Here is a 22,351-nt window from a genome sequence, read left to right on the forward strand (position 1 = left end):
CGGTGGAAAAGGCAAATACTAGTTTTGTTCTTGAATAAGAAACTATAAAATTTAGCGATATAACTTTTACTTGCAAGGTTAGGCCACGTCCGGATTCCAGGACGTACTAGTGCCGGCGCCCACACAGGACGTACCGAACTTAGTTGGATTTCCAATTAACTTTCAAATGAATTTTACAACAGGACATGTTAAGATGGTAATTATGATTAGGTGCTATAGTATGATTGGAGGAGGAACAGTTAAAAGATGAATACGCATTTACATGTAACTGCATGGGTTTTGGCAATTATTCTGTTTATTGCTGTCGTTATACTTAATAAGTCAGGCAAAGCAAAAGGTGCCAAAATCGTGCAAATGATTCTTCGGTTGGATTACCTACTAATATTGTATTCCGGGGGCACGCTGCTTAGTTATTATTTTAATGGTCCGCAAATGGGTGAGGCCATTTTCAAAGCACTGGCTGGCATCTGGATGATTTTTGCAATGGAAATGATTAGTCTGAAGTCCGGCAGAGAAGAAGCTACAAAAAGTTGGTGGATTCAACTTGTCATTGCTTTTATTCTTACATTAATCTTAGGGTTTGGCCGACTTGGTCTGGGCTTGTTGCCATAATATAGCAAAACGAATTGGGCTTCTCCAAATGGGAGAGGTCCTTTTTTGGTTAAATCGTTGAAAAAAGAGTTGTTACCAATATAATCTATGGGAAGAAAACAGCTTATAATAAGTGACTGATTTTCGACAATTTCAGTTTCCTGATTGACTATTGGCATCAATCGTCAATAATAGAAAGGGAATGTTAATTTTACTATGAAGGAGTACATATATGAAAAGAATCGTAGTACTGCTGGCTGCTGTCATTTTCGTGGTTATAGCAAGCCCGGTTTCCGCTGAAGAAAAGGAAACGGTTAATGATGAAATATTTTATAATATTCTTGTCGACCGTTTTAACAATGGTGATCAGTCCCGACAAGCACAGATTGATTTAGATGATCCGCGCGCCTATCATGGTGGCGATTTACAAGGGATTATTGATAAGCTCGGTCATTTCGAGGAACTAGGGTATACGACACTGACCCTTTCCCCGATTATGGATAATGCCCCAGATGGCTACCACGGTTATTGGGTGGAAAACTTCCGGAAAGTTGATCCACAATATGGTACAATGGCGGACTTGAAAAAGCTGGTAGAAAAGGCACATAACCGCGATATCAAAGTTGTGCTTGAATTTGTCACCAATTATGTGTCCAACACGCATCCGATGCTGGATAATCCGAATAAATCCGATTGGGTGCACAAAACGAATCCAGAAGCATCCCAGCAGTGGCTGGATCAGACGAAAAGGGTGAATCAAACGAATCCGGAAGTCCAGACATTTCTCGAGGAAACAGCCGATTTCTGGATAAAAGAAGCAAACATTGATGGTTACCTGTTTCACGCGGCGGATAAAGCAAACAAAGACTTTCTGCAGCAGCTGTCAACACATATCAATAAGCAAGACCCGTCGTTTTTCCAGCTTGCATCTATTCTCGAGCCAGCTAATTATGACGGATGGCTTTCGGACATAGAGACACTGGATGCTGTTGAGGATCATACATTGCAACCGTCCATGGTCGAAACGCTAGCTGATCCCGGAGCACCGGTTGAAGCGATTTATGATACTTGGACTGAAAATGGAAAGAAACAGGGATTGAACTATCTGGATAGCAAACAGACGGAGCGGTTTACAACCAAACTTTTGAAAAATGGCCGAAACCCATTGACAACATGGAAGTTGGCATTAACTTATCTTTACACTGCCCCGGGTGCACCAATGATTTGGCAAGGATCTGAGATTCCGATGGGTGGTGAAAGTTTAAGTGATAATCATCGCTTTGTGCAATGGAACAGTGCGGATGATGATTTGAAAAAATTCGCCGGTCGCATTGCCGCACTCCGCTCAGAATTTCCGGCACTGCAGCACGGTGACTATGAACTTGCCGGATCGGATGGTTCCATGAGTGTGTTCAAACGTTCCTTTGAAGGGGAAACGGTCTTTATTGCGATCAATAATGATACGCATTCACGCTCTATCATTGTCGACGACATCTCGAACGATAAGCAGTTGAAAGGACTGCTTGGTGACAATCTTGTCCGGGCAAATGACAATGGGAAGTTCAGAATAGGATTGGCAAGGGAAACCGCGGAAGTTTATGTCATCCAGAATGATACCGGGTTGAACTGGCTTCTAATTGTACCGATAGCAGGAATTTTTATCATCTTTATCGCAGGGATATTCTATATAAACAGGAAAAACAAAAAGCAGGAAGCTGATGCCTAATGGACAGCTTCCTGCTTTTTGTTCTTGAAGGCTTCACGCATATTCATGGGCGGAGATGGCACCTTGTCGATGTAAGTAATGGTAAATGTTCCGGTAATGACTGATGTCAATATCACCTGTAATATATTTATGCTGATAAAAATCCAACAGAGCATTGATAGACGCCGGTGGTTCGTTTCGTTCCCTCTCAAAAATCGTTATTAGTTCAAAAATGCTCATTCATTTCCCCCCCATTTCGGTATAAGTGGATTTAACAGAAATATATGCTGGGGATAATAGAATCATGATAGTTTATCCTTCCTAACATGAATCTCACTGCGAATAAATTTTTCTGAGCATTTACCACACCTGGAAAAAAGCCCCTTCATTTCCGTATATCATCCAATGATGCAGGTAATAATAGGAAATAAAGGAGAGTGATGAAATGGCAGGACCAGCATTGCGTAAAGCTGACAGTCATGCATCCATTCACGAAGCCGCATTGCAGGAGGCCAGAGAGCTTACCAATGTATATGCGAACTTGCTGAAAAGCGGAGATACAGCTGATGCTCTGGAAACCGCTTTTATTTTGCTGGAACATTGGGAAACGCGCACCCTGGCACATGCTGATGCAGAAGAAAAAGGTTTATATAAAGAGATTGCCGAGCAGTCACCGGAACAACATGATCATATTGTTGCGTTAACACGAGATCATGATTTGATGCGTTTGTTGGCACAAGAGTTAAATAGCATATTGGAACGTGATGGTGCAACATACCATGCGTTGCAACGTTTTCAGGCGCTGATTCTCGTGGATGAATTGCATAACCAAGAGGAAGAGAGAATTTTGCCTGAGCATTAAATGACAAGCTGGAGGTGTACGTGTTGAAAACAGTACAGACAAAACAGAACAGTAATTTGTTGCGTACGATGTATCCGAGTGCGTATAAATGTTTAATCGAGAAGCTTCAGGAACATAACATCCATTCATTTGACGTGCAGGCTACAGCCAGAAAAAAAGATGCTTATGTAAGTGTGTCTGTCCGCTTTGGTGAGCGGTTTGGACAGGAGAAGATACAAGACTTTCCAGAAAAGGCGCTGCATGAAACGGACAGTGACTTTGCGGCTTTTTGTGAAGAAGTACAGAAGACGTGTAAGGAAGTGCTTATAGCAGACTATTTTAAAATGGTCAAACCATAGAAAGCGAGGGGATTGTTTGTTTCAGTATGAACAGGAAGCTGCCATCGAACAAGACCGCGAAGATTTGATTGGACTATTAAAGTTGCGGTTCGGAACGCTGGAGCCACAAGTGATTGAGGCAATTTATCAACTAGATGATTATGAAACCATTGAACGACTAATCTTGGTTGGCGCAAATGCACCTGATTTTAAGACGTTTCTGGAAGAGTTAGAAGAAGGAAAGGGTACATTCCGGATTGTTGGTGAACGATTCAATCCACTCGAATCGATAGCAGGAAATGGTGATACAGATGGAACAAAGCAAAAATAAACTATTTCAGCATTTAAAGTTTTTGAAACCAGGAAAACGTATTAATGACGGGTGGACAGAAGAAAGCCCCAGACAACGCGAATGGGAGAAAATGTACCGGAACAGGTGGGCACATGATAGGGTCGTCCGCTCCACACATGGGGTGAACTGTACCGGCTCATGCAGCTGGAAAATCTACGTGAAAGACGGAATTATTACATCAGAAACACAGCAGACGGATTATCCAACGACAGGGGCTGACTTCCCGGAATATGAACCGCGGGGATGTCCGAGAGGTGCGAGTTTTTCCTGGTATACATACAGCCCGGTCCGTGTGAAATATCCTTACGTTCGCAGTGATTTGTTCCGGCTTTGGAAGGATGAACTTGATGCAGGAAATGACCCTGTTACAGCTTGGAAAAATATTACCGGAGATCCAGATAAACGACAGCAGTATGTCAAGGCACGCGGTAAAGGCGGCTTTGTGAGGGCGGATTGGCGCGATGTGTGTGTAATGATTGCCAGTTCCATCATCCATACCATCCAAACGTATGGACCAGACCGTGTCACCGGGTTCAGCCCGATTCCGGCGATGTCTATGGTTAGTTATTCCGGTGGGTCACGTTTTCTGTCGCTCATAGGCGGAAATATTCTAAGTTTCTATGACTGGTATGCTGATTTACCACCGGCTTCTCCACAAGTATGGGGCGAGCAGACAGATGTGCCGGAAAGCGGTGATTGGTACAACACGAAATATTTCATCATCTGGGGGACAAATTTGCCGCAGACGCGGACACCGGATGCCCACTTCATGGTGGAATCGCGTTACAACGGGACAAAAGTCGTTGGTGTCAGTCCAGACTATGCGGAATATGAAAAGTTTGCTGATATGTGGTTGCCGGCAAGGGCCGGAACCGATGCTGCACTTGCCATGGCAATGACACACGTCATATTAAAGGAATTTTACGTGGATGAGCCGACACCGTATTTTATGAATTACACGAAAAAATTCACTGACCTGCCGTTTTTGATAACGGTTGATCAACAGGACAATGAGTATCGGTCAGGACGCTTCCTGCATGCTGATGACCTGAACGATCAGGAAAAGCTTGGTGAGTGGAAGACGGTTGTATGGGACCTGAATACAAATGAACCCACTGTACCGAATGGGACGCAAGGTCACCGCTGGGATGGTGGGAGCAAGTGGAACCTGGAACTGGAAAAAGACGACGGAACAACGATAAATCCCGAGCTGAGCTTTCTGCATATGGCTGATGAAGAGGTGCAGGTAGAGTTTCCGTATTTCGCTAAGGAGCATGGTGATATCGTCCGGCGGGGTGTGCCTGTGAAATATATAACTGATAAAGACGGGAATAGGCTACGCGTCACGACTGTTTATGATTTGATGATGGCACATACAGGAATAAGCCGTGGATTGCAAGGTGACTACCCGACGGATTACGATGATCCAAAACCTTACACACCTGCGTGGCAGGAGAGCATCACTGGTGTTCGTAAGCAGCATGTGATTCAAGTGGCCCGGGAATTCGCCGATAATGCGAAACGTACAGAAGGAAAATCTATGATCGCCATGGGCGGCGGCACGAACCATTGGTACCATAGTGATCAAATTTACCGTTCGATTTTGAACCTTGTCCTTTTAACGGGGTCTCAAGGTGTCAATGGTGGTGGCTGGGCCCATTATGTCGGCCAGGAGAAGGTTCGTCCTGTCGAAGGATGGCAAACTGTTGCCTTTGCTAAAGATTGGGGAAGTGCACCACGACAGCAAAATGGTACGTCCTTCTTTTATTTCGCAACAGATCAATACCGCTATGAAGAACGAGATGTTTTTAAAGATACAGCCTGGGGCGGGAAATACAATGACATGCATCCGGCTGATATTAATGCGCTGGCTGCACGACTCGGCTGGCTGCCATCGTATCCGCAGTTCACCCAGAATTCCATTGATCTCGCCAAAGAAGCACGGGAAAATGGCGCACAAACGGACCAGGAAGTGATTAACGACATTGTGCATAGAATCAAGGACGGTAAGATTGACTGGTCGATTGAAAACCCGGATGATCCAAGAAATTTTCCGCGTGTGTTCTTTAATTGGCGTTCCAATCTGCTTGGCGACAGTGGAAAGGGCCATGAATTTTTTGTCAAACATTTAATTGGCGGTGATGACCAGGTAATGGCCGCATCAGAAACATCCTGGCGTCCGGAAACCGTCCATATGAAAGAGGAAGGTGCAGAAGGGAAAGCCGACCTGTTCGTCAGTGTTGACTTCCGGATGACCAGTTCCGGGCTGTTTTCTGATATCGTTCTACCAGCAGCAACGTGGTACGAAAAGTATGATTTAAGCACCACGGATCTGCATCCGTTTATTCACCCATTTAATGCAGCGATATCCCCACCATGGGAATCGAAAAGTGATTGGGCAACTTTCCGTGAAATCAGTAAAGTCTTCTCAGAACTCGCCGAGGAGTATTTGCCAGGTGAAACGGAAGAGATTTTAACATCGCCGTTAGGTCATGATACCACCGATGAAATCGCCCAACCAAATGGAAAAATCCTTGACTGGCGAAAAGGGGAAACCGAGGCTGTTCCAGGTAAAACGATGCCGAATATAAAAGTGGTTAAACGGGATTACCCGAACGTCTACCAGAAAATGACGACAATCGGTCCTGCCTTAAAAAAAGGATATGGCATGAAAGGCGTGAAGCTGCCCGGTGCGAAAGTGTATGACGAATTGAAGGAACGTCTCGGTGTATCAAAACGGGAAGGAATCGGAAAGGGCAATCCCGATCTCTACACAGATATGAAAGCGGCCGAGACAATTTTATTGATGTCCGGGGCAACCAACGGCAAACGAGCGGTAGAAGGCTGGGAATCCATGGAGGAAAAAACCGGCCAAGATTTATCCGACATTGCTAAAGGACATGAAGAAACATTTTACACAATGGCTGATCTTACTGCACAACCAAGACAGACGATTTCAACACCGGTTTGGAGCGGGCTCGAAAAAGGCGGACGTCGGTATTCGCCGTTCACAGTAAATACGGAATACAGCATTCCGTGGCGAACACTAACTGGACGGCAAAGTTTTTATCTGGACCATGAAATGATGCTCGACTTTGGCGAAGGACTGCCAACGTATTTGCCACCAGTTAATAAAGGACCGTATGTGAAAGGCGAGAAAGAACCCGAACATGAGGAAAAGTCGATAACCGTTCGATATTTAACTCCACACCAAAAATGGGGCATCCACACGATGTTTACCGAAACATCACCAATGGTTCAGCTGTTCCGGGGCTGGCAAGTTGTCTGGATGAACGAAGAAGATGGTGCATCCATCGGTTTAAAGGATAATGACTGGATTGAGGTTTACAACCGGAATGGGGCCATCGCTGCCAGAGTTGTTCTGACATATCGTCTGCCAAGAGGCACCGCTTATATGTACCACGCACAGGATCGCACGATGGGTGTTCCGGGTACAACGGTCACCAAAAAGCGCGGCGGTACACATAACAGTGTGACACGAATTACGGCAAAACCGACGCATATGATTGGTGGGTATTCCCAACTAAGCTATGGGTTCAATTATTACGGGCCGACCGGAAGCCAACGTGATACGATTGCGGTCATCAAACCGATGAAGGAGGTAAATTGGCTTGAGAATTAAAGCGCAAGTTGCCATGGTGATGCACCTGGACAAATGTATTGGTTGTCACACGTGTTCCGTTACCTGTAAAACAACATGGACGAATCGCCCAGGTACCGAATATATGTGGTTCAATAACGTGGAAACAAGACCAGGTGTCGGCTACCCGCAGGAATGGGAGAACCAGGATTATTATAAAGGCGGCTGGGAATTAAAAAATGGAAAACTCCGGCTGCGCGCGGGCGGACCGATCACGAAGCTAATGAACATTTTTTACAATCCAAATATGGAATCTATGGACGATTATTATGAACCATGGACATATGACTATCAACATTTGATAAATAGTCCGAAATCAGAACATCTCCCGGTGGCAAGACCGAAGTCTATGATTACTGGTAATTATATGGACAAGCCGGAATGGGGTTCCAACTGGGACGATGATTTGGCCGGTGGAAGTGAAGTGGTGTCACGCGATCCGAACGTGAAGGGGTTGCAGGATCATATCGCTATGGAATATGAAAAAACGTTCATGATGTACTTACCACGCATTTGCGAACATTGTCTGAATCCTTCCTGTGTCGCGTCCTGTCCATCAGGCGCTTTATACAAGCGTGATGAGGACGGAATTGTTCTAGTTGACCAGGAAGAATGCCGTGGCTGGCGCTTCTGTATGAACGGCTGTCCCTATAACAAAGTGTACTATAACTGGAACACGCATAAGGCTGAGAAGTGCAATTTCTGCTATCCAAGAACAGAGGCAGGACTGCCAACCATCTGTTCGGAAACATGTGTCGGGCGTATCCGCTATATTGGTGTCGTTTTGTATGATGCTGACAGGGTGAAGGCCGCTGCATCGGTTGAGGACCCACAAGACTTATATGAAGCACAGCTAAACTGTTTTCTTGACCCATTTGATGATGAGGTGATTAAAGCAGCGAAAGAAGATGGCATCAACGAAGAGTGGATAAAAGGCGCACAGGAATCACCTATTTATAAAATGGCGATGAAATGGAAGATTGCACTTCCCTTGCATCCGGAGTACCGGACACTGCCGATGGTATGGTATGTACCGCCGCTCAGTCCGATTATGAATCATATTACCAACGAACAGGAGCTGAACACGGATGGCTATATTCCGGCAGTTGACCAGATGCGGATTCCAATCAGTTATTTGGCCTCACTGCTCTCAGCAGGCGATACATCTGTCATTCGAAAAGTCCTATTGAAATTAACCGCCATGCGTGTACACATGCGATCGATTAATGTTGGCGGGATTGACGAACTGGGAAAAAGCAAATTGCTGGAAGAGGCAGGAACAGATGTAGAGACAATCGAGGAGATGGCTCGTCTTTTAGGAGTGGCCAAATATAATGAACGCTTTGTCATTCCAACCGGGCGCAGGGAAATGGATGATGACCTGCATTATCGTCAGGGGGCGTGCAGTCTTGAGGATCTTGCCCCGCCTGAGGGAATGGTCACCTATCCGTATGAAAGGGGAAATTGAATGGAAGCCTATCAACAGATCGTGTTAATGGCCGCCTCGCGCTTACTCAGTTACCCGACACGCGAGGACTTACGTGATGTACAGGTCATGGTGGAAACAATGGAGGGCCCGGAAGCGGTTAAAAGAACGGCTCGGGATGCGGCAGCGTCCATCTGCCGCATGCCGCTCCATGATTTGCAGGAACTGTACGTAGAAACATTTGACATGAATGAAAAATTAAGCTTGTACCTTTCCGCGCATGAATTCGGTGATAGCCCGAAACGTGGTGCAGCGCTTATAAGACTACAAAAGACAGTTAGCCAAGCCGGGTATGAGCGTGTCGGGAACGAGCTGGCAGATTATATCCCGTTGCTGTATGAACTGATTGCTGTCACAAGCGATGAGATAAACCACGAACGATTGCTTAACCGCCTTGGTGCTGTCACCCAGCGGATTTTTAACCAAGTGCCTGAAACAAGTCCCTACCACCTCGTTTTTTCCATGCTGATGCAGGAAGTGTTCGAAACACCATCGCAATCTGATTTGGAAAAAATGGAACAAGAACGGGAGGAAGCAGATTTAGAAGAATTGCCTTACCCGATTATGTACGGATAATACAATGCATGTCGAATCTGTATGTAGTTTATGGACTTTATATGACGATAAGTCTGTGAAACGTGTCATTAACTAAACATCGAGGAAGGAGGTGGGAAGATGGCAGCTATTTTTTGGTGGGTTATCTTTCCATATATTACGCTAGCCATTATGATTTTTGGGAGTATTTACCGCTTTGCATTTAGGCAGCTATCGTGGGTTGCACCGTCAACGGAGTTTTTTGAGAAAAAATGGCTGAAGATCGGGTCACCACTGTTTCATTACGGGCTACTGTTTGCGTTCATAGGTCATGTGATGGGGATGGTGATTCCTAAAGCGTTTTATCATTGGATGGGTGTGTCAGACCACATGTATCATTTCCTGGCAATTTATGGCGGTGGTCTTGCCGGGCTAATGGTTGTTGTCGGGGTAGTAATTTTGCTCATTCGTAAAATGACGATTGACAGGGTCCGGGTGCATGCTACGTTTGCCGACTTTTTCTCTGTGATTAGTCTAATTATCGTCGCAGGACTTGGTGTCTATGTAACACTCGTTTATAATACAACGGTTGTTGCTTATGAATACAGGGACACAATCGGACCGTGGTTTCGGAGTTTATTCGTATTTCGCCCGCAGTATGAGCTGATGACCGGTGTGCCGTTTGTGTTTCAGTTGCATGTCGTAGCGGCGTTCACCTTATTTGCATCAATTCCATTCACGCAATTGGTCCATCTTTACAGTGCACCAGTCCATTACTTAAATCGCGCGTTCCAGCAATACCGGTCCCGATCAGCTTACAAACGAAGAGGAATTTAGTATGTTGGAAGACGGTCGGGACAAAAGTATTTAAAGCAAAATCCGAACGACGATTCAAAATGTTTCCGATTGATTTGAATCAGTTCGGATTTTTTATTTATGGTAGGCGTTTTGACCGAACCAGCGGATAATTTCCTTTGAAGGGGTGCTGTCTTGCCGATCGGTTCAAGTTCACAGAAATCGGCTCAAGTTCACCATATATCCGCTCAAACTGTCAAAATCCAAAAGCAGACTTTTTGTTCTCATTTATACGGGCTATTTAAAAAGAACAGGGCAAGGGTACCTGGTCCAGCGTGTGCGCCGATTGTGGAACCGACCATCTCAATTAGGATATCATCTGTTCCGAATTTTTCTTTAATCATGCTTGCTAATTTTTCGGCAGTTGCTAAGTCATCACCATGGCTAATGCCGATTGTCTGGTTTGACAGATCGGTGCCTCGCGTTTCCATGATTGCTAGCATGCGTTTCAAAAGTTTTTTGGAGCCGCGTATTTTTTCCAGAGGTACCAGTTTGCCGTCTTCCACGTGGAGAATTGGTTTGACGTTAAGTAGCGATCCGACGAATGCCGCCGTTTTACTGACTCGCCCACCGCGGTACAAATAGTCAAGGTCATCAACAGTGAAAACGTGTTCCATATGGTCTGCGTGATACTTGGCAGTTTCAATAATTTCTCCAGTAGATGCGCCACCCTTGGCAAGTTGGGCCGCACGAAGGATGACAAGCCCGTAGCCGATAGAAGCACATTTCGTATCAATCACATGCAGCTCAGCTTCAGGCCAGGTTTCTTTTACTTCCTGCTCCATCATTTTCGCTGTCTGATAGGTACCTGATAACCCGGATGAAAAGGCTAGATACACTAATGGTTGCTTTGCTTCCGCATAGGATGTAAAAATGGTTTTAAAGGTCTGTGGGGATACTTGGGAAGTTTTTGGGATTTCACCTTCCCGCATGGCTTTATAGACAGACTTCGGCATTATTTCCTGGCCATCTTTATATTCTTGTCCGTTCAGCTGAACCATTAATGGTACCATTTTAATGTTTAATGCTTTATAATGTTCCTCAGATAAATCACATGCTGAATCAGCGAGGATGACGGGATTCATTCTTATCACCTCTTCTATTCGTTGTGTATAGTCTAAATCGGTTTGAAAGGATAGTCAAAAAAAGTAACGAAAATAATAATTAACTTGACATGAAAGGAGGGGAACCATGTTTTTAGTCGAAGCGAAACGGATAATCATTGTCATATTCGGCGCCATCTTAAATGCGATGTCACTGAACTTATTCCTGATTAAGGCCAATGTATATGCGAGTGGCTTCACAGGTGCCGCACAGCTTATTTCAAGTATTTTTAATGACTTTATCGGGATAGGGTTATCTACCGGTGTTATCCTATTTATTTTGAACATTCCAGTTGCGATACTGGGCTGGCTAAAAGTTGGAAAAGGATTTACTATTTACAGTGTCATATCAGTTATTGTTACCACACTTGCCCTGGAGATAATGCCTGTTGTCGAACTGTCTGGGGATATTATTTTAAATGCGGTGTTTGGTGGTGTTCTAGCCGGTGTTGGTGTCGGACTCACACTGAAGCATGGTGCGTCAACCGGTGGGATGGATATAGTCGCAATGGTACTATCCCGAATGAAAGACAAGCCAATTGGTACGTATTTTCTTATGCTTAATGCAATTATTACAGCTATGGCTGGTATTCTGTATAACGCGGAGAACGCATTGTATACATTATTAACACTATATGTGACCACAAGTGTCATTGACGCAATCCATACACGGCATGAAAAAGTTACCGCAATGATCATCACACATAAGGCGGAAGAACTGCAGCATGCCATTCATGATACAATGGTCCGAGGAATTACCATCCTCCCGGCGAAAGGGGCCTATACAAGAGAGGACAAAAACATGTTATATCTTGTTGTCACACGGTATGAACTGTATGATTTGGAACGAATTATTGGAGAAGTAGATCCTAACGCTTTCACCAATATTGTGCAAACAACAGGCATATTTGGCTTCTTTAGAAAAGATTAAATATAACGTAAAGACCTGCGGTGATATGTCAAGAGGAAAATAACTAAATATTCGATTGTCAAGGTTCAATTTTGCGAAAAAAGGCATCAGGAAACTAGACCAGTAAATAAATGGAAATTACTGGTAATCAGTAAAAGGATTTAGAAGCTATTTGTGCTTCATGCATTCACGCTCCTTTTTGGCGTGTAGATTTGGTGATTGCGTAGTAGCACATCCACCAAACGCACTAATTTTCTTGCGGTTAAGACGAGTGCTCTTTTGTGTTGATGCTTAGGTACTTCACTGTATTTTTTCGCGTAATATGCTTGATACTCAGGAACGTGCCGTCTTACCGAGTTGGCGGCTTCAACCAGGTAATATCTGAGGTACTGATTCCCGTTACGCGTAAGTGAAGTGTCGTCAGCTGTGAAGCGGCCTGATTGGTGCTTTCGCCAATAAAGGCCTGCATATTTGGCTATCTTAGTTTCATCATCAAATCGCTCAATTTGGCCGATTTCGGCGATGATTCCCGCAGTAAACACGGGCCCGATGCCTGGGATAGTGACAAGCGTTTGTGGCAGTCCAGCCATGATACGCTCGATTGCTTTATCAATTTCCTTTATCTGTTTTTGGAGTGTGCGAATGACTTCGATAGTTGTACCAAGAATAACATCGATAGAGTCTTCCACAACCTTGTCCAGACGGTAAGAAGAACGAACGGCTTTCTGAATGGATTTCGCAACACATTCCGGGTCACCAAAGCGATTTCTGCCCTTTTCTTGTAGAAAATCAGCTAGATCTTCAACCGGCATTTGCGCAAGTTCATCCAGACTGAACTTCTCGAAAAACAGTTCCATCATGGCATTCCCAAAAACGGAAGAATCGACTTCCTCTTTGAAGGTATTGCATTTAAAACTCAAGTGTTGAAGGAAGTGCTGCTTTTCCTTGGTAACCTGATGAACTAGCTGATACCTGGAGCGTGTAAGCTGTTGGAGCGCAACATATTGGCTCTCTTTGACAACAGACATTGGCAATCGGCCAAAACGCAGATAATCGGCGATGACGAACGCATCAATTTCATCGGTTTTGTCCATGTCGCTATAACTCTTTTTAAAGTTCGCAATCTGTTTTGGATTCATGACAAATACCTCTGCGCCAAGTGCTTTGAGTGCCTCATCATGATGAAGAAACATGGATGGATGAAAACTATAAACGGACGTGGATTCAAGCCCGAATTTGAGCGTATCAACAGCCTGATCACGCAAATATTCCAAAACAGTATCCCGAAGCTCACTAGCACCAGGAAGGTCATTGGAAACCGTGAAGGATTTAACCTTTTCTCCTTCACCATCCAGCAAACAAATCTTGATATCAAAAGAACTAACATCTAATCCAGCAAATAATTTCATGGGGGGTTCTCCTCCTTTCGATTTAGAATCATTGGTACTATTTCTTGGACGCCCTGAGATATCCCTAGTGTGAACGCCGATCAGCAACCTCGTGTATAAGTACTAACCCTGATTCGAAAGCCGCCCTGGGGCTACTAACACCCAGGTTCGAGATTCAGGGTGCACAGCCTGCGAGTAGGAAGGTCCGAACGCACACTGGGAAACAGTCTTTACGTGTGGTCTAGCCACAAGGGGGAAAAGAATTGTCCCAAATGATCCTAAGACCATTATCTAGGAACATCACGGGACGTCCAAGACTTTTGACTATATCCAGCAGGAAAAGTAAGAAAATATGGGCTCAAATGATAGGGCCTAAACATAATATACGAGGGGGAGGAGCCGTGAAGAAATGGGTGGTAATACTGTTTGCTGTCATTCTTTTGTCAGCTTGCAGTAATGCAGAGGAAACAAAAGACGAAACCAAAAAATTACAATTCCGGGAAATGGATGTAACAGTGAACGAAAATACGGTGCAACTAACCGGGGAAGCACAAACAACGGCACAGAAAATTTATTTTACGTTGGAGCAGGGAGATACAACCCTTGCAGAGGAAACGTCAATTAAGCTACAAAAAAATAGCCAAGGCTGGTCGGAATTTAACATAGATATGGAGCTTAACAAAAAAGTGAAAAATGCTGAAGAAGTTCCGATTATCATCCTTTACGGAAAAACAGAGAATGGAAAAATGGTGAATAAGAATCATATCCCGGTTGATTTAAGCTCATCTGAAAAATAATGCCGGGGATAGCTGCAAATAAAAAGACAGCAGTTTTTCGTTACTGCTGTCTTTATGTATGTCCACGAATAAGCCTTTGCTTAGTATCCGTATTTTTCAAGTACTTCCATGACGCGTGGTTGTAGTTCGTCCCACTCCACGTCAAAGTTTTTGTTTACTGTAATAAAGTTTTGATACCCGAAAACATTATCAACACCATTTATTTGCATCAAGTCGTTTAAAATGGCATGTTCACTTGTATCACCCGGCATAACCGAAATACTACTCTCACCCTGGAAAATAAGGCTGTCCGTTGTGAACTTAACTGCATTCGGATTCGGTGTAGATTCAGCTCGTACTCCCATGTTCATTCCCTCCATAATATCCATACTTGCATTAAGTATAGCAAAAAAACCGTCATAACGAAAAGAAAAACCCCTTTATTCGACAATACGAATAAAGGGGTTGCTCGTACGTTATAATTTGCGCAGTATCTTCATTGATGTGCGGTCAAATCAGTAACGCACTTGATTTTTTGTCCGTTCAAGTTGTGAGGTTATTGCAATTGGTTTTTTTGTTGCAACTGCTGTTCGAGTTGTTGGAGCTGCTGCTGTTCTTCAGAAGATGCCTGGCTTTTCGCAGCTTGAATTGCGTTCTGTGCCGCCTGCTTCTCCTGTTGGTTAGCATTGGCTTTGTTATTTGTCAGCGCATTAACAGCTTCTCGTGCACGCTGCATCATGTTTTGTTGCTGTTGCATGTTTAAAACCCTCCCATTGGTTCATTGTTTGACGTTCGTTCGCGCTCTGCTTCAGAGAAACGCATTTTATACGGAAATCGTTCCGCATGTTTCTTGACTGTGTCTGCACTATGCTGTGTGAAACGTTTGGACTTACTTTGTTTTCCCATCGGTACTCCCCCCTAGCCTTTGCGATCTGTGACGACCGGTAGCGCATGATGGAAACTTCGAGCAAAAAAGTAAGGTGAACGCCTTTTGAAGCGCTCACCTATAGTTTGACCTGATTTCGTTTAGCTATGTCAGGAAAAAATTACTTAGTTTTTGACTCGAGTTTTAAATAGTCCTCGAGGAACAGGCTTATCCCATCCTGCTCGTTTGTGTCTGTCACATAACGAGCAACAGTTTTCAATTCATCAATCGCATTGCCCATGGCTACACCAACACCGGCAAAATCGAGCATTTCCAAGTCATTGTCCTCATCGCCGAATGCAATAATTTGTTCTTTCGGGATATGATAATAATAAGCGAGTTTTTCAAGCCCAACTGCTTTATTAAGCCCCTTTTTAACAATTTCAATAATATTCCAAGGCGTCCCCCATTTGCGATGCTCGATAAGTTCCGCATGATAGTGATCCAGGTGGGAACGGATTGATTGGATATTTTCTTCTTTTGGATGGATTAAGAGGGATGTCGGGTCGTCCTTTAATTTATTTTTTAGGCTTCCGATTGTGAAAGGTGAATCCTGACGTGACATTTGGAAGATGTTGATGATACTTTCGTCATATTGATCAAGGTAAACATCGTCCATCACTTCAGCCACAATATTATGTACGTTCAAATCGTAGCATGCATCAATAATCTGATGTGCTGTCAGGCGTGGCATTGGATTATGCAGTACATCCCATTTGTCATCGGTCGGGTGGTGAATCAGTGCCCCGTTGAAATTAACCATTGGTGTGTCCAGTCCAAGTGTGTGGTAATAATCGATGCTGGCACGATGCGGCCGTCCGGTTGCAATGACCACAATATGCCCGTCTAGCATAGCCTTTTGAAGTGTTTTCCTGTTTCGTTCACTGATGGTTTTATCTTTGGTCAATAGCGTGCCATCAAGGTCCACTGCAATTAAATGTCGTTTCGTTTCCATATTTTTTCACCTCGTATTCTTTATAGTTTATATGGCTTGTTTTAATATGTAAAGGATTCGTTTGCATTTTACAAAAACTCCATATTATGATATTTGATAGCAGCTAACCGAAAGAAGGGAAAATTATTATGATTGGGATTGAACATATAACATTGGCATCGATTCCCAGTTTAGTCGTTGCTGACAATAAAAAACGACAGGATGCATTGCCGACACTTACTTATTTACACGGATTTACCAGTGCCAAAGAACACAATTTACCCCTTGCTTATTTACTTGCCGACAAAGGCTTTCGGGTCATTCTTCCTGATAGCATGTATCACGGTGAACGAGAAGCGGAAATGTCCGAGGAACAATTGCAACTATCCTTTTGGAACATTGTACTGCAAAACGTTAAGGAACTGAAAAACATCAAAGAAGCGCTTGCTGAACAAGGACTTTTGCTGGATGGGCGATTTGGTGTAGCCGGGACAAGCATGGGCGGCATTACCGCCGCTGCAACCCTGACACAATATCCATGGATTCAAGCGGCTGGCATCCTGATGGGCACTCCAAAAATGACAACGTATGCCAAAACATTAGTAGACGGTTTCAAAACAGCGGGCAATCTCCCTGTGACTGAGGACGAAATTGTAGAGCTTTATGATCAATTGTCGCACTACGATTTATCTAAACAAATGGATGAATTGCAGGAACGCCCCGTTTTGTTCTGGCATGGGGACAATGATCCTGTCGTACCGTTCGACCATTCGTATACATTTTATGATAAAGCACGCACCTATTATACAGATAAGGAAAAAATAAGGTTTATTAAGGAATCAAACCGGGGTCATAAAGTAAGCCGCCAAGCTATATTAGAGACAGTAAAATGGTTTGAAAAATACTTATAAACTAGAGGACGAGCCCAACTCGCGCGGCCCGAGCCGAAACTACCAAAGAATATCTTACATATTATCCGATATGTGATATAAATCATTTAAAATTGCATCTGTTTTATGTTTAAATAAATATAGGAACAATGAAGGAGGGTTTTTCATGGATGAGGCGCTGAAAGAAAATATTATCGGCGGCCTGGAAAATGTCATTGACCCCGAATTGGGAATTGACATTGTGAATCTCGGATTGATTTACAACGTTGATTTGAATGATGAGGGTCTGTGTACTGTTACAATGACACTTACCGCAATGGGCTGTCCATTAGCTGGACATATCGAGCAAGACGTTCGCCGTTCGCTTTCAGATATTCCTGAGATTAAAGAAATCGATGTCAATATCGTCTGGGACCCGCCATGGGGTAAAGATAAAATGTCACGTTACGCGAAGATCGCACTTGGCATTCCGGACTGATGAAAGCAGAACCAAGGAAGGTTGATTCATGTCACAGTGGATCGGCCTTTTTTATTAGAAAGCTCGGCATTTGTCTCGCCTTATAGCAAGTGCCGAAGCTTCTTATAAGGTTTCCAAAATTTATACTTTCTGACGTATGAGAAAAATAGCACAGGCGTTGTCATCCTTAACTTGCAAAATCGTCTGTGCTTTTGTTATAAGGAAGAGGTTATCTTATGAAGATTTGTCAAATTGCCGGATATAAAAATTCGGGGAAGACGACTGTTATGAACGAACTTATCCGGTATTTTTCCGACAAAGGCTGGAAAGTCGGATCGTTGAAGCATCATGGTCATGGTGGCGAACCGGATATGACTGAAGGAACAGATAGTCATGACCACTTGGGTTCCGGCTCTGTCATTAGTGGTGTCCAAGGGGAGAATATTACCCAGCTAACATTAGCTGCACCGCTGCAACTGGATGAGTTAATCCAGACGTATCGCCAATTTCAGCTTGACCTATTGCTAGTTGAAGGCTATAAAACAGCAACATACCCGAAAATTGTTCTCCTTAAAAGTGAGGAAGATCGCTCGCTTTTACAGAATCTATCGGCTATAATAGCAGTAGGAACATGGGATATAAAAATGACATTTAATCAAGATTATCCTGTGCTTGACATGAACAATTTGTATGAGCTTGTACCAACGTTAGCTGAACGTATAAGAAGGGATTTATGATGGATAAAAACTATTGGATTACTGAAACACCGATTGAACCGAATGACTGTATAAAAAAAGTTGCCCGGAATGAAGCTGGTGCTGTGAATACATTTATTGGCACTGTCCGCGAGTTCACCAAAGACAAGCGAACGCTTTATCTTGAGTATCAGGCTTATGTACCGATGGCTGAGAAAAAACTTGCGCAAATTGGTGAGGAAATCGAACAAAAATGGGGAGATGCCAACACCGCAATCGTGCACCGAATTGGGCGTTTGGAAATAGCAGACATTGCGGTTGTCATTGCTGTATCAACGCCGCACCGTGCTGATGCGTTTGAAGCAAGCCGTTATGCGATTGAGCGAATAAAAGAAATTGTACCCATTTGGAAAAAAGAACATTGGGAAGATGGCACAAAATGGATAGGCGATCAGAAAGAAAACAAATCGTATGATAAGAAAATTCCTTCCGAGGAGGAGATGCGTGATGATTAATGTTCTGTTTTTTGCTGATTTGAGGGAAGCTGCCGGCAGTGAAAAGGTAAGCGTGGAAGCAGATGGATTATCCGTGAGTGAATTGAAAACAAAATTGTTGTCATCGTATGAACTCAATAATCTTGATCATGCTATGGTTGCTGTTAACGAAGAGTATTCCCAAGATGATACGCTGTTAAAGCGTGGAGATGTCGTCGCGTTTATTCCGCCGGTGAGCGGTGGATGATGTTGTTCCCTTACCGTTTGGCTATCCATTCAGCCAGGCGGTTTTTAGTTATTTGTATGATTCAATAGCTTTTTGTAAAGTGAAGTCCGGGGAAAAGTGCATCTTCCCCGGACTTCACTCTTTTGTGCCCAGCAGCTCTAAGCAAAACCTAACATCTCTTGGGCACGCTCACTCATTTTGGCTGGCGTCCACGCCGGCTCCCAGACAAGGTCAATGTTAATATCACCAATACCGTCAATTTGGCTGATGCGACGTTCAACACCAGCTTTAATGCTGTCATGCATCGGGCAGCCTGGTGTGGTCAGTGTCATGACAATATTCACATTGTCCTCCACATCGACAGCTATCCCGTATACAAGTCCAAGGTCCATAATGTTGATACCCAGCTCCGGGTCAATTACTTCAAATAATGCTGCACCAACTTTGTTTTCAAGTGACATATTGGTAGTCTCCTCTCACTGTTATTTCGTTAAAACACGAATAATGGACAATACATACAATAGGGATGTTAATGTAAGTAATCCCTGAAACAGGAAAACAGTTATATTGATTTGCAGAAGTCCGCTTACCGTAAGACCTGCTGTACTAATAATGAAAAGTGTAAACAAGATGACACTTGTCTTTTCATCAATCATTTCTTTTAACGTCGGAACTTTTTCTTGGCCGATCTTGTTTGCGTATTTATACGTCCACCATAGAAAGGGAACAATTTTATATAAATAGCCGAGAATGCTAAATACAATCCATCCCATAACATATAGGAAAATGAGCCATCCCCAGACGGTGATGTTGTGAATGCCGAAAACGCTGAATGCAAAGGCAAGCACATGAACACCGAGACCGTTCATTATGGCAACCAATGAAAAAGAAAAGGGTTTGTCTAGCTTTTTTTTCATTCGTTTGGTAAGTATTTCTCTAATATCGAGAACGAAGAAAAAGAATCCGCCTAACATACCAATCCATCCAATTGTTTCAAGTGTGGCAACTTTTGCCCAAAATGAAGCAATAAGGATAACAAGCCCAGTCATGTAAGTGAAGAATGCGGGTTTGGCCCATTTCATCGAATACCCGTGTGACAGACTGAACATGGGTACAAGTTTATAGGAAAAACCAAAAATCAGCAGTGAAAACCAGCCGGCTACACCAAATGTGATGTGTGATGACAAAATGGACCCATGGCTGGCAATCCCGCCAATGGACAGGTTCCATGCTAGTAAAAATCCGGCCACGATTGTCAGAGACAGGAAAATAATAGCACCTAGAATGAAAGCAGTCATCATGTTTTTCTGTTCCTGTTTGTTGATGGTTTTGACCATTTGTATGATGAACATGAGAACCCCGATTACGGCAATCATTCCACCGTATAATGCCTTATTGGGAGCCAATCCAAGCAGTATGGAAAAGGCTGTAATACCAACTGCGGTAACGATAAGTTGGATAAACCCGAATGTCTGATTCCAGATGGGTGTCAACAATGCTACTGGAACAAGCTGATACATCGCGCCCATCGCAATCATGACGGCATAGCCTAAAAGCAGGAAGTGGGCACCCATCCAGATATCCGGTATGCGAAATTGTCCCATGGTTAGTAAGTCACTGTTTATTAAAAGGACAATCTGTGCAACAACAAATGCTGCTAGCGCATAAAGAATAAACGCCAGTGGCAACTTTATATTCGTATTAGACTGTAAACTCCCACCAACCATATTAATTACCAGACTTCGTTATCGTAATTTTAAAGCTGCCATCATCTTGTGCTTCTGTTTCATGCGCATAGCCGCGGTCATCTAGTTCCTCGTATAAAAATAGTGGGCGGCGATCATTGATGATGGATAGTGACGCTCCATCATTCAGTTTATCGAGTGCTTTTAGCGTGCGCATCATCGGCTGTGGCGGTTCGAGTCCGCGATTGTCAATGATCATTTTGCGTCACCTTCTTGTTTAATGTAGATTACTTTCCAATGCTTTTTTTCTATCTTTTCCGTTTCGTAGGTGAATCCGCGCCGTTTTAATATTTTGTGTAAGGGGAGCGGATTGAATGGTGCGTGGAGGATAAATCCTTCACCATTGTTTAAACTTTTCACCGTTCCCATAATTTTGTCGAACGGTTCTTTTTTCATGGCCAAGTCTTGGCGAACATCCAGTTCCACCATGTTCTCTTGGTTATCCATCACATCACCCCATCTGTAGTAGAAGTTCGTTTGTTTCAATGATAATGATTTTCAGTATAGGAAGTAGTGATGTGTGTCACATTTCGGCTGGCGTAACAATTTTGTCATGAAGGGTTGTGATTTGAGGTCGTTGGAATGGAATGAAAAAGTAACCGGAGACGGCGAACTACTAATGGGAGGTCCACTGGTAGCTTGACACGGTTGAACATGTCGATTATATTTTTTCGATTCAAAGTTAAAAACCTCTTAAAATGAAAAAACAGATCACCTCTTTTGGATGATCTGTTTCATTAAAATAATTCGTCTTCCAATGCTTCGGTATCGAGTACAATGGCACCGTTATTATCGGATGAGAGCAACTTCTGCTTTTTTAGCTGGGTCAGGGTGCGGCTGACCGTTTCTCGACTTGAACCAATCATGTTGGCGAGTTCTCTGTTTGTAAATTGGGTAGTTAGCTTAACCTGGCCATCCTTTGTTTCTTTCCCGTAACTTTTAGCTAATCGCAATAGAAGCATGATAATTTGCTCATAAGTGTTATGAAGAATTTTTTCTTCTAACCGGCCTTGCAAATCAACAATGATGTCTCCAAGTACCCGAAATAATTTAATACTGCTTTCCGGATGTGTAATCAGGAAATTTTCAAATGAAGTGATGGGAATGTAAATTAAAATCGCATCCTCCAGCACTTCGGCATGTGCCGGACAGTCATCCTGTCTAAAAAATCCTTGGTGCGGAAACATATCGCCGGGCTGCAATACGTTGACAATCTGTTCTTTGCCATGGAAATCCGTTTTATAAATCTTTACCTTTCCCTTATGGATGAAGTAAACGTTTGTCAAGGGGTCGCCTTGCATAAATATATGGGTACCATGACGGTACATACGATGTTTAGCCAAATCAACAATTGACTGCATTTCATCGTCCGTCAGATCCTTGAATAAAGGGAATCGTTGCAGCAGTTCTTGTATAGTAGCTATATTCAATCCGCGTAAACTCTC

At 43.5% G+C, this 22,351-nt stretch carries 28 protein-coding genes; 16 read left to right on the forward strand and 12 right to left on the reverse strand.

Annotated features, from left to right (window positions below; translation table 11 throughout):
• Window positions 1-246 precede the first annotated feature (246 nt).
• Window positions 247-612: a YisL family protein gene (locus FFL34_RS13990; protein WP_138603965.1), complete on the forward strand. Its 366-nt coding sequence runs from the start codon at window positions 247-249 to the stop codon at window positions 610-612.
• 211 nt (window positions 613-823) lie between these two features.
• A complete protein-coding gene (locus FFL34_RS13995) occupies window positions 824-2,317 on the forward strand; it encodes an alpha-amylase family glycosyl hydrolase (protein WP_138603966.1) in 1,494 nt (497 codons plus the stop codon).
• A gap of 33 nt (window positions 2,318-2,350) precedes the next feature.
• Here FFL34_RS13995 and yppF read toward each other — a convergent pair whose 3' ends face one another.
• Complete coding sequence (yppF, locus tag FFL34_RS14000) at window positions 2,351-2,536, reverse strand: YppF family protein (protein ID WP_138603967.1); 186 nt, start codon at window positions 2,534-2,536, stop codon at window positions 2,351-2,353.
• Window positions 2,537-2,741: 205 nt separating this feature from the next.
• On the opposite strand from yppF, the gene FFL34_RS14005 reads away from it, so the two are divergent.
• The 7 genes from FFL34_RS14005 to narI all read left to right on the forward strand — a co-directional run bounded on the left by FFL34_RS14005 (window position 2,742) and on the right by narI (window position 10,345).
• Entirely contained in the window at window positions 2,742-3,158 is a 417-nt protein-coding gene (locus FFL34_RS14005) for a hypothetical protein (RefSeq protein WP_138603968.1), read from the forward strand.
• A 23-nt stretch (window positions 3,159-3,181) separates the two neighbouring features.
• On the forward strand, window positions 3,182-3,496 hold the full coding sequence (locus FFL34_RS14010; protein ID WP_138603969.1) for a hypothetical protein: 315 nt from the start codon (window positions 3,182-3,184) through the stop codon (window positions 3,494-3,496).
• 16 nt (window positions 3,497-3,512) lie between these two features.
• Window positions 3,513-3,806 (forward strand): hypothetical protein, encoded by a 294-nt coding sequence (locus tag FFL34_RS14015; RefSeq protein WP_138603970.1) that lies wholly within the window; start codon window positions 3,513-3,515, stop codon window positions 3,804-3,806.
• Window positions 3,787-7,470: a nitrate reductase subunit alpha gene (locus tag FFL34_RS14020; protein WP_138603971.1), complete on the forward strand. Its 3,684-nt coding sequence runs from the start codon at window positions 3,787-3,789 to the stop codon at window positions 7,468-7,470. Before FFL34_RS14015 ends, FFL34_RS14020 begins: the two co-directional genes overlap by 20 nt.
• The gene (gene narH / locus FFL34_RS14025) at window positions 7,460-8,956 is read left to right on the forward strand and encodes a nitrate reductase subunit beta (protein WP_138603972.1); all 1,497 of its coding nucleotides are present in this window, start codon (window positions 7,460-7,462) and stop codon (window positions 8,954-8,956) included. Before FFL34_RS14020 ends, narH begins: the two co-directional genes overlap by 11 nt.
• A complete protein-coding gene (gene narJ, locus FFL34_RS14030; RefSeq protein ID WP_138603973.1) occupies window positions 8,957-9,550 on the forward strand; it encodes a nitrate reductase molybdenum cofactor assembly chaperone in 594 nt (197 codons plus the stop codon). It abuts the gene before it with no gap.
• Window positions 9,551-9,649: 99 nt separating this feature from the next.
• The gene (gene narI, locus FFL34_RS14035) at window positions 9,650-10,345 is read left to right on the forward strand and encodes a respiratory nitrate reductase subunit gamma (protein ID WP_138603974.1); all 696 of its coding nucleotides are present in this window, start codon (window positions 9,650-9,652) and stop codon (window positions 10,343-10,345) included.
• Between the two features lie 242 nt (window positions 10,346-10,587).
• Here the strand turns inward: narI and FFL34_RS14040 are convergent, their stop codons facing one another.
• On the reverse strand, window positions 10,588-11,448 hold the full coding sequence (locus FFL34_RS14040; RefSeq protein WP_138603975.1) for a DegV family protein: 861 nt from the start codon (window positions 11,446-11,448) through the stop codon (window positions 10,588-10,590).
• Window positions 11,449-11,554: 106 nt separating this feature from the next.
• On the opposite strand from FFL34_RS14040, the gene FFL34_RS14045 reads away from it, so the two are divergent.
• Window positions 11,555-12,397, forward strand: a complete 843-nt coding sequence (locus FFL34_RS14045) for a YitT family protein (protein ID WP_138603976.1) — start codon at window positions 11,555-11,557, stop codon at window positions 12,395-12,397.
• Window positions 12,398-12,555: 158 nt separating this feature from the next.
• Here the strand turns inward: FFL34_RS14045 and FFL34_RS14050 are convergent, their stop codons facing one another.
• Entirely contained in the window at window positions 12,556-13,785 is a 1,230-nt protein-coding gene (locus FFL34_RS14050) for an IS110 family RNA-guided transposase (protein WP_138601661.1), read from the reverse strand.
• Window positions 13,786-14,165: 380 nt separating this feature from the next.
• On the opposite strand from FFL34_RS14050, the gene FFL34_RS14055 reads away from it, so the two are divergent.
• Window positions 14,166-14,561, forward strand: coding sequence for a putative periplasmic lipoprotein (locus FFL34_RS14055; protein WP_171046386.1), 396 nt, complete (start codon window positions 14,166-14,168; stop codon window positions 14,559-14,561).
• An 80-nt stretch (window positions 14,562-14,641) separates the two neighbouring features.
• Here the strand turns inward: FFL34_RS14055 and FFL34_RS14060 are convergent, their stop codons facing one another.
• From FFL34_RS14060 to FFL34_RS14070, 4 genes are all read right to left on the reverse strand, one after another.
• Window positions 14,642-14,905 carry a NifU N-terminal domain-containing protein gene (locus tag FFL34_RS14060; protein ID WP_138603978.1) on the reverse strand — a complete coding sequence of 88 codons (264 nt, stop codon included), beginning with the start codon at window positions 14,903-14,905 and terminating at the stop codon, window positions 14,642-14,644.
• A gap of 191 nt (window positions 14,906-15,096) precedes the next feature.
• Window positions 15,097-15,297 carry a DUF3813 family protein gene (locus FFL34_RS14065; protein WP_138603979.1) on the reverse strand — a complete coding sequence of 67 codons (201 nt, stop codon included), beginning with the start codon at window positions 15,295-15,297 and terminating at the stop codon, window positions 15,097-15,099.
• Between the two features lie 2 nt (window positions 15,298-15,299).
• Entirely contained in the window at window positions 15,300-15,446 is a 147-nt protein-coding gene (locus FFL34_RS18325) for a hypothetical protein (RefSeq protein WP_171046387.1), read from the reverse strand.
• A gap of 140 nt (window positions 15,447-15,586) precedes the next feature.
• Window positions 15,587-16,420, reverse strand: a complete 834-nt coding sequence (locus FFL34_RS14070; RefSeq protein WP_138603980.1) for a Cof-type HAD-IIB family hydrolase — start codon at window positions 16,418-16,420, stop codon at window positions 15,587-15,589.
• Between the two features lie 128 nt (window positions 16,421-16,548).
• On the opposite strand from FFL34_RS14070, the gene FFL34_RS14075 reads away from it, so the two are divergent.
• From FFL34_RS14075 to moaD, 5 genes are all read left to right on the forward strand, one after another.
• Window positions 16,549-17,310, forward strand: coding sequence for an alpha/beta fold hydrolase (locus FFL34_RS14075; RefSeq protein ID WP_138603981.1), 762 nt, complete (start codon window positions 16,549-16,551; stop codon window positions 17,308-17,310).
• Between the two features lie 145 nt (window positions 17,311-17,455).
• On the forward strand, window positions 17,456-17,767 hold the full coding sequence (locus FFL34_RS14080) for a metal-sulfur cluster assembly factor (RefSeq protein ID WP_138603982.1): 312 nt from the start codon (window positions 17,456-17,458) through the stop codon (window positions 17,765-17,767).
• Window positions 17,768-17,982: 215 nt separating this feature from the next.
• Complete coding sequence (gene mobB / locus FFL34_RS14085) at window positions 17,983-18,483, forward strand: molybdopterin-guanine dinucleotide biosynthesis protein B (protein ID WP_138603983.1); 501 nt, start codon at window positions 17,983-17,985, stop codon at window positions 18,481-18,483.
• Complete coding sequence (locus FFL34_RS14090; RefSeq protein WP_138603984.1) at window positions 18,480-18,956, forward strand: molybdenum cofactor biosynthesis protein MoaE; 477 nt, start codon at window positions 18,480-18,482, stop codon at window positions 18,954-18,956. Before mobB ends, FFL34_RS14090 begins: the two co-directional genes overlap by 4 nt.
• Window positions 18,949-19,182: a molybdopterin converting factor subunit 1 gene (gene moaD / locus FFL34_RS14095; RefSeq protein WP_138603985.1), complete on the forward strand. Its 234-nt coding sequence runs from the start codon at window positions 18,949-18,951 to the stop codon at window positions 19,180-19,182. The genes FFL34_RS14090 and moaD overlap by 8 nt, the downstream gene beginning before the upstream one ends.
• 137 nt (window positions 19,183-19,319) lie before the next feature.
• Here the strand turns inward: moaD and FFL34_RS14100 are convergent, their stop codons facing one another.
• From FFL34_RS14100 to FFL34_RS14120, 5 genes are all read right to left on the reverse strand, one after another.
• Window positions 19,320-19,622: a metal-sulfur cluster assembly factor gene (locus tag FFL34_RS14100; RefSeq protein WP_138603986.1), complete on the reverse strand. Its 303-nt coding sequence runs from the start codon at window positions 19,620-19,622 to the stop codon at window positions 19,320-19,322.
• Window positions 19,623-19,643: 21 nt separating this feature from the next.
• Window positions 19,644-20,888 (reverse strand): hypothetical protein, encoded by a 1,245-nt coding sequence (locus tag FFL34_RS14105; RefSeq protein ID WP_138603987.1) that lies wholly within the window; start codon window positions 20,886-20,888, stop codon window positions 19,644-19,646.
• A 1-nt stretch (window position 20,889) separates the two neighbouring features.
• Entirely contained in the window at window positions 20,890-21,105 is a 216-nt protein-coding gene (locus FFL34_RS14110) for a DUF2249 domain-containing protein (protein WP_138603988.1), read from the reverse strand.
• Window positions 21,102-21,353, reverse strand: coding sequence for a DUF2249 domain-containing protein (locus tag FFL34_RS14115; RefSeq protein ID WP_234031510.1), 252 nt, complete (start codon window positions 21,351-21,353; stop codon window positions 21,102-21,104). The genes FFL34_RS14110 and FFL34_RS14115 overlap by 4 nt, the downstream gene beginning before the upstream one ends.
• A 290-nt stretch (window positions 21,354-21,643) precedes the next feature.
• On the reverse strand, window positions 21,644-22,336 hold the full coding sequence (locus FFL34_RS14120) for a Crp/Fnr family transcriptional regulator (protein ID WP_138603989.1): 693 nt from the start codon (window positions 22,334-22,336) through the stop codon (window positions 21,644-21,646).
• Between the last annotated feature and the right edge of the window lie 15 nt (window positions 22,337-22,351).

It is taken from the genome of Lentibacillus cibarius, assembly GCF_005887555.1.
In the GTDB taxonomy this organism is placed as follows: Bacteria; Bacillota; Bacilli; order Bacillales; family Amphibacillaceae; genus Lentibacillus; species Lentibacillus cibarius.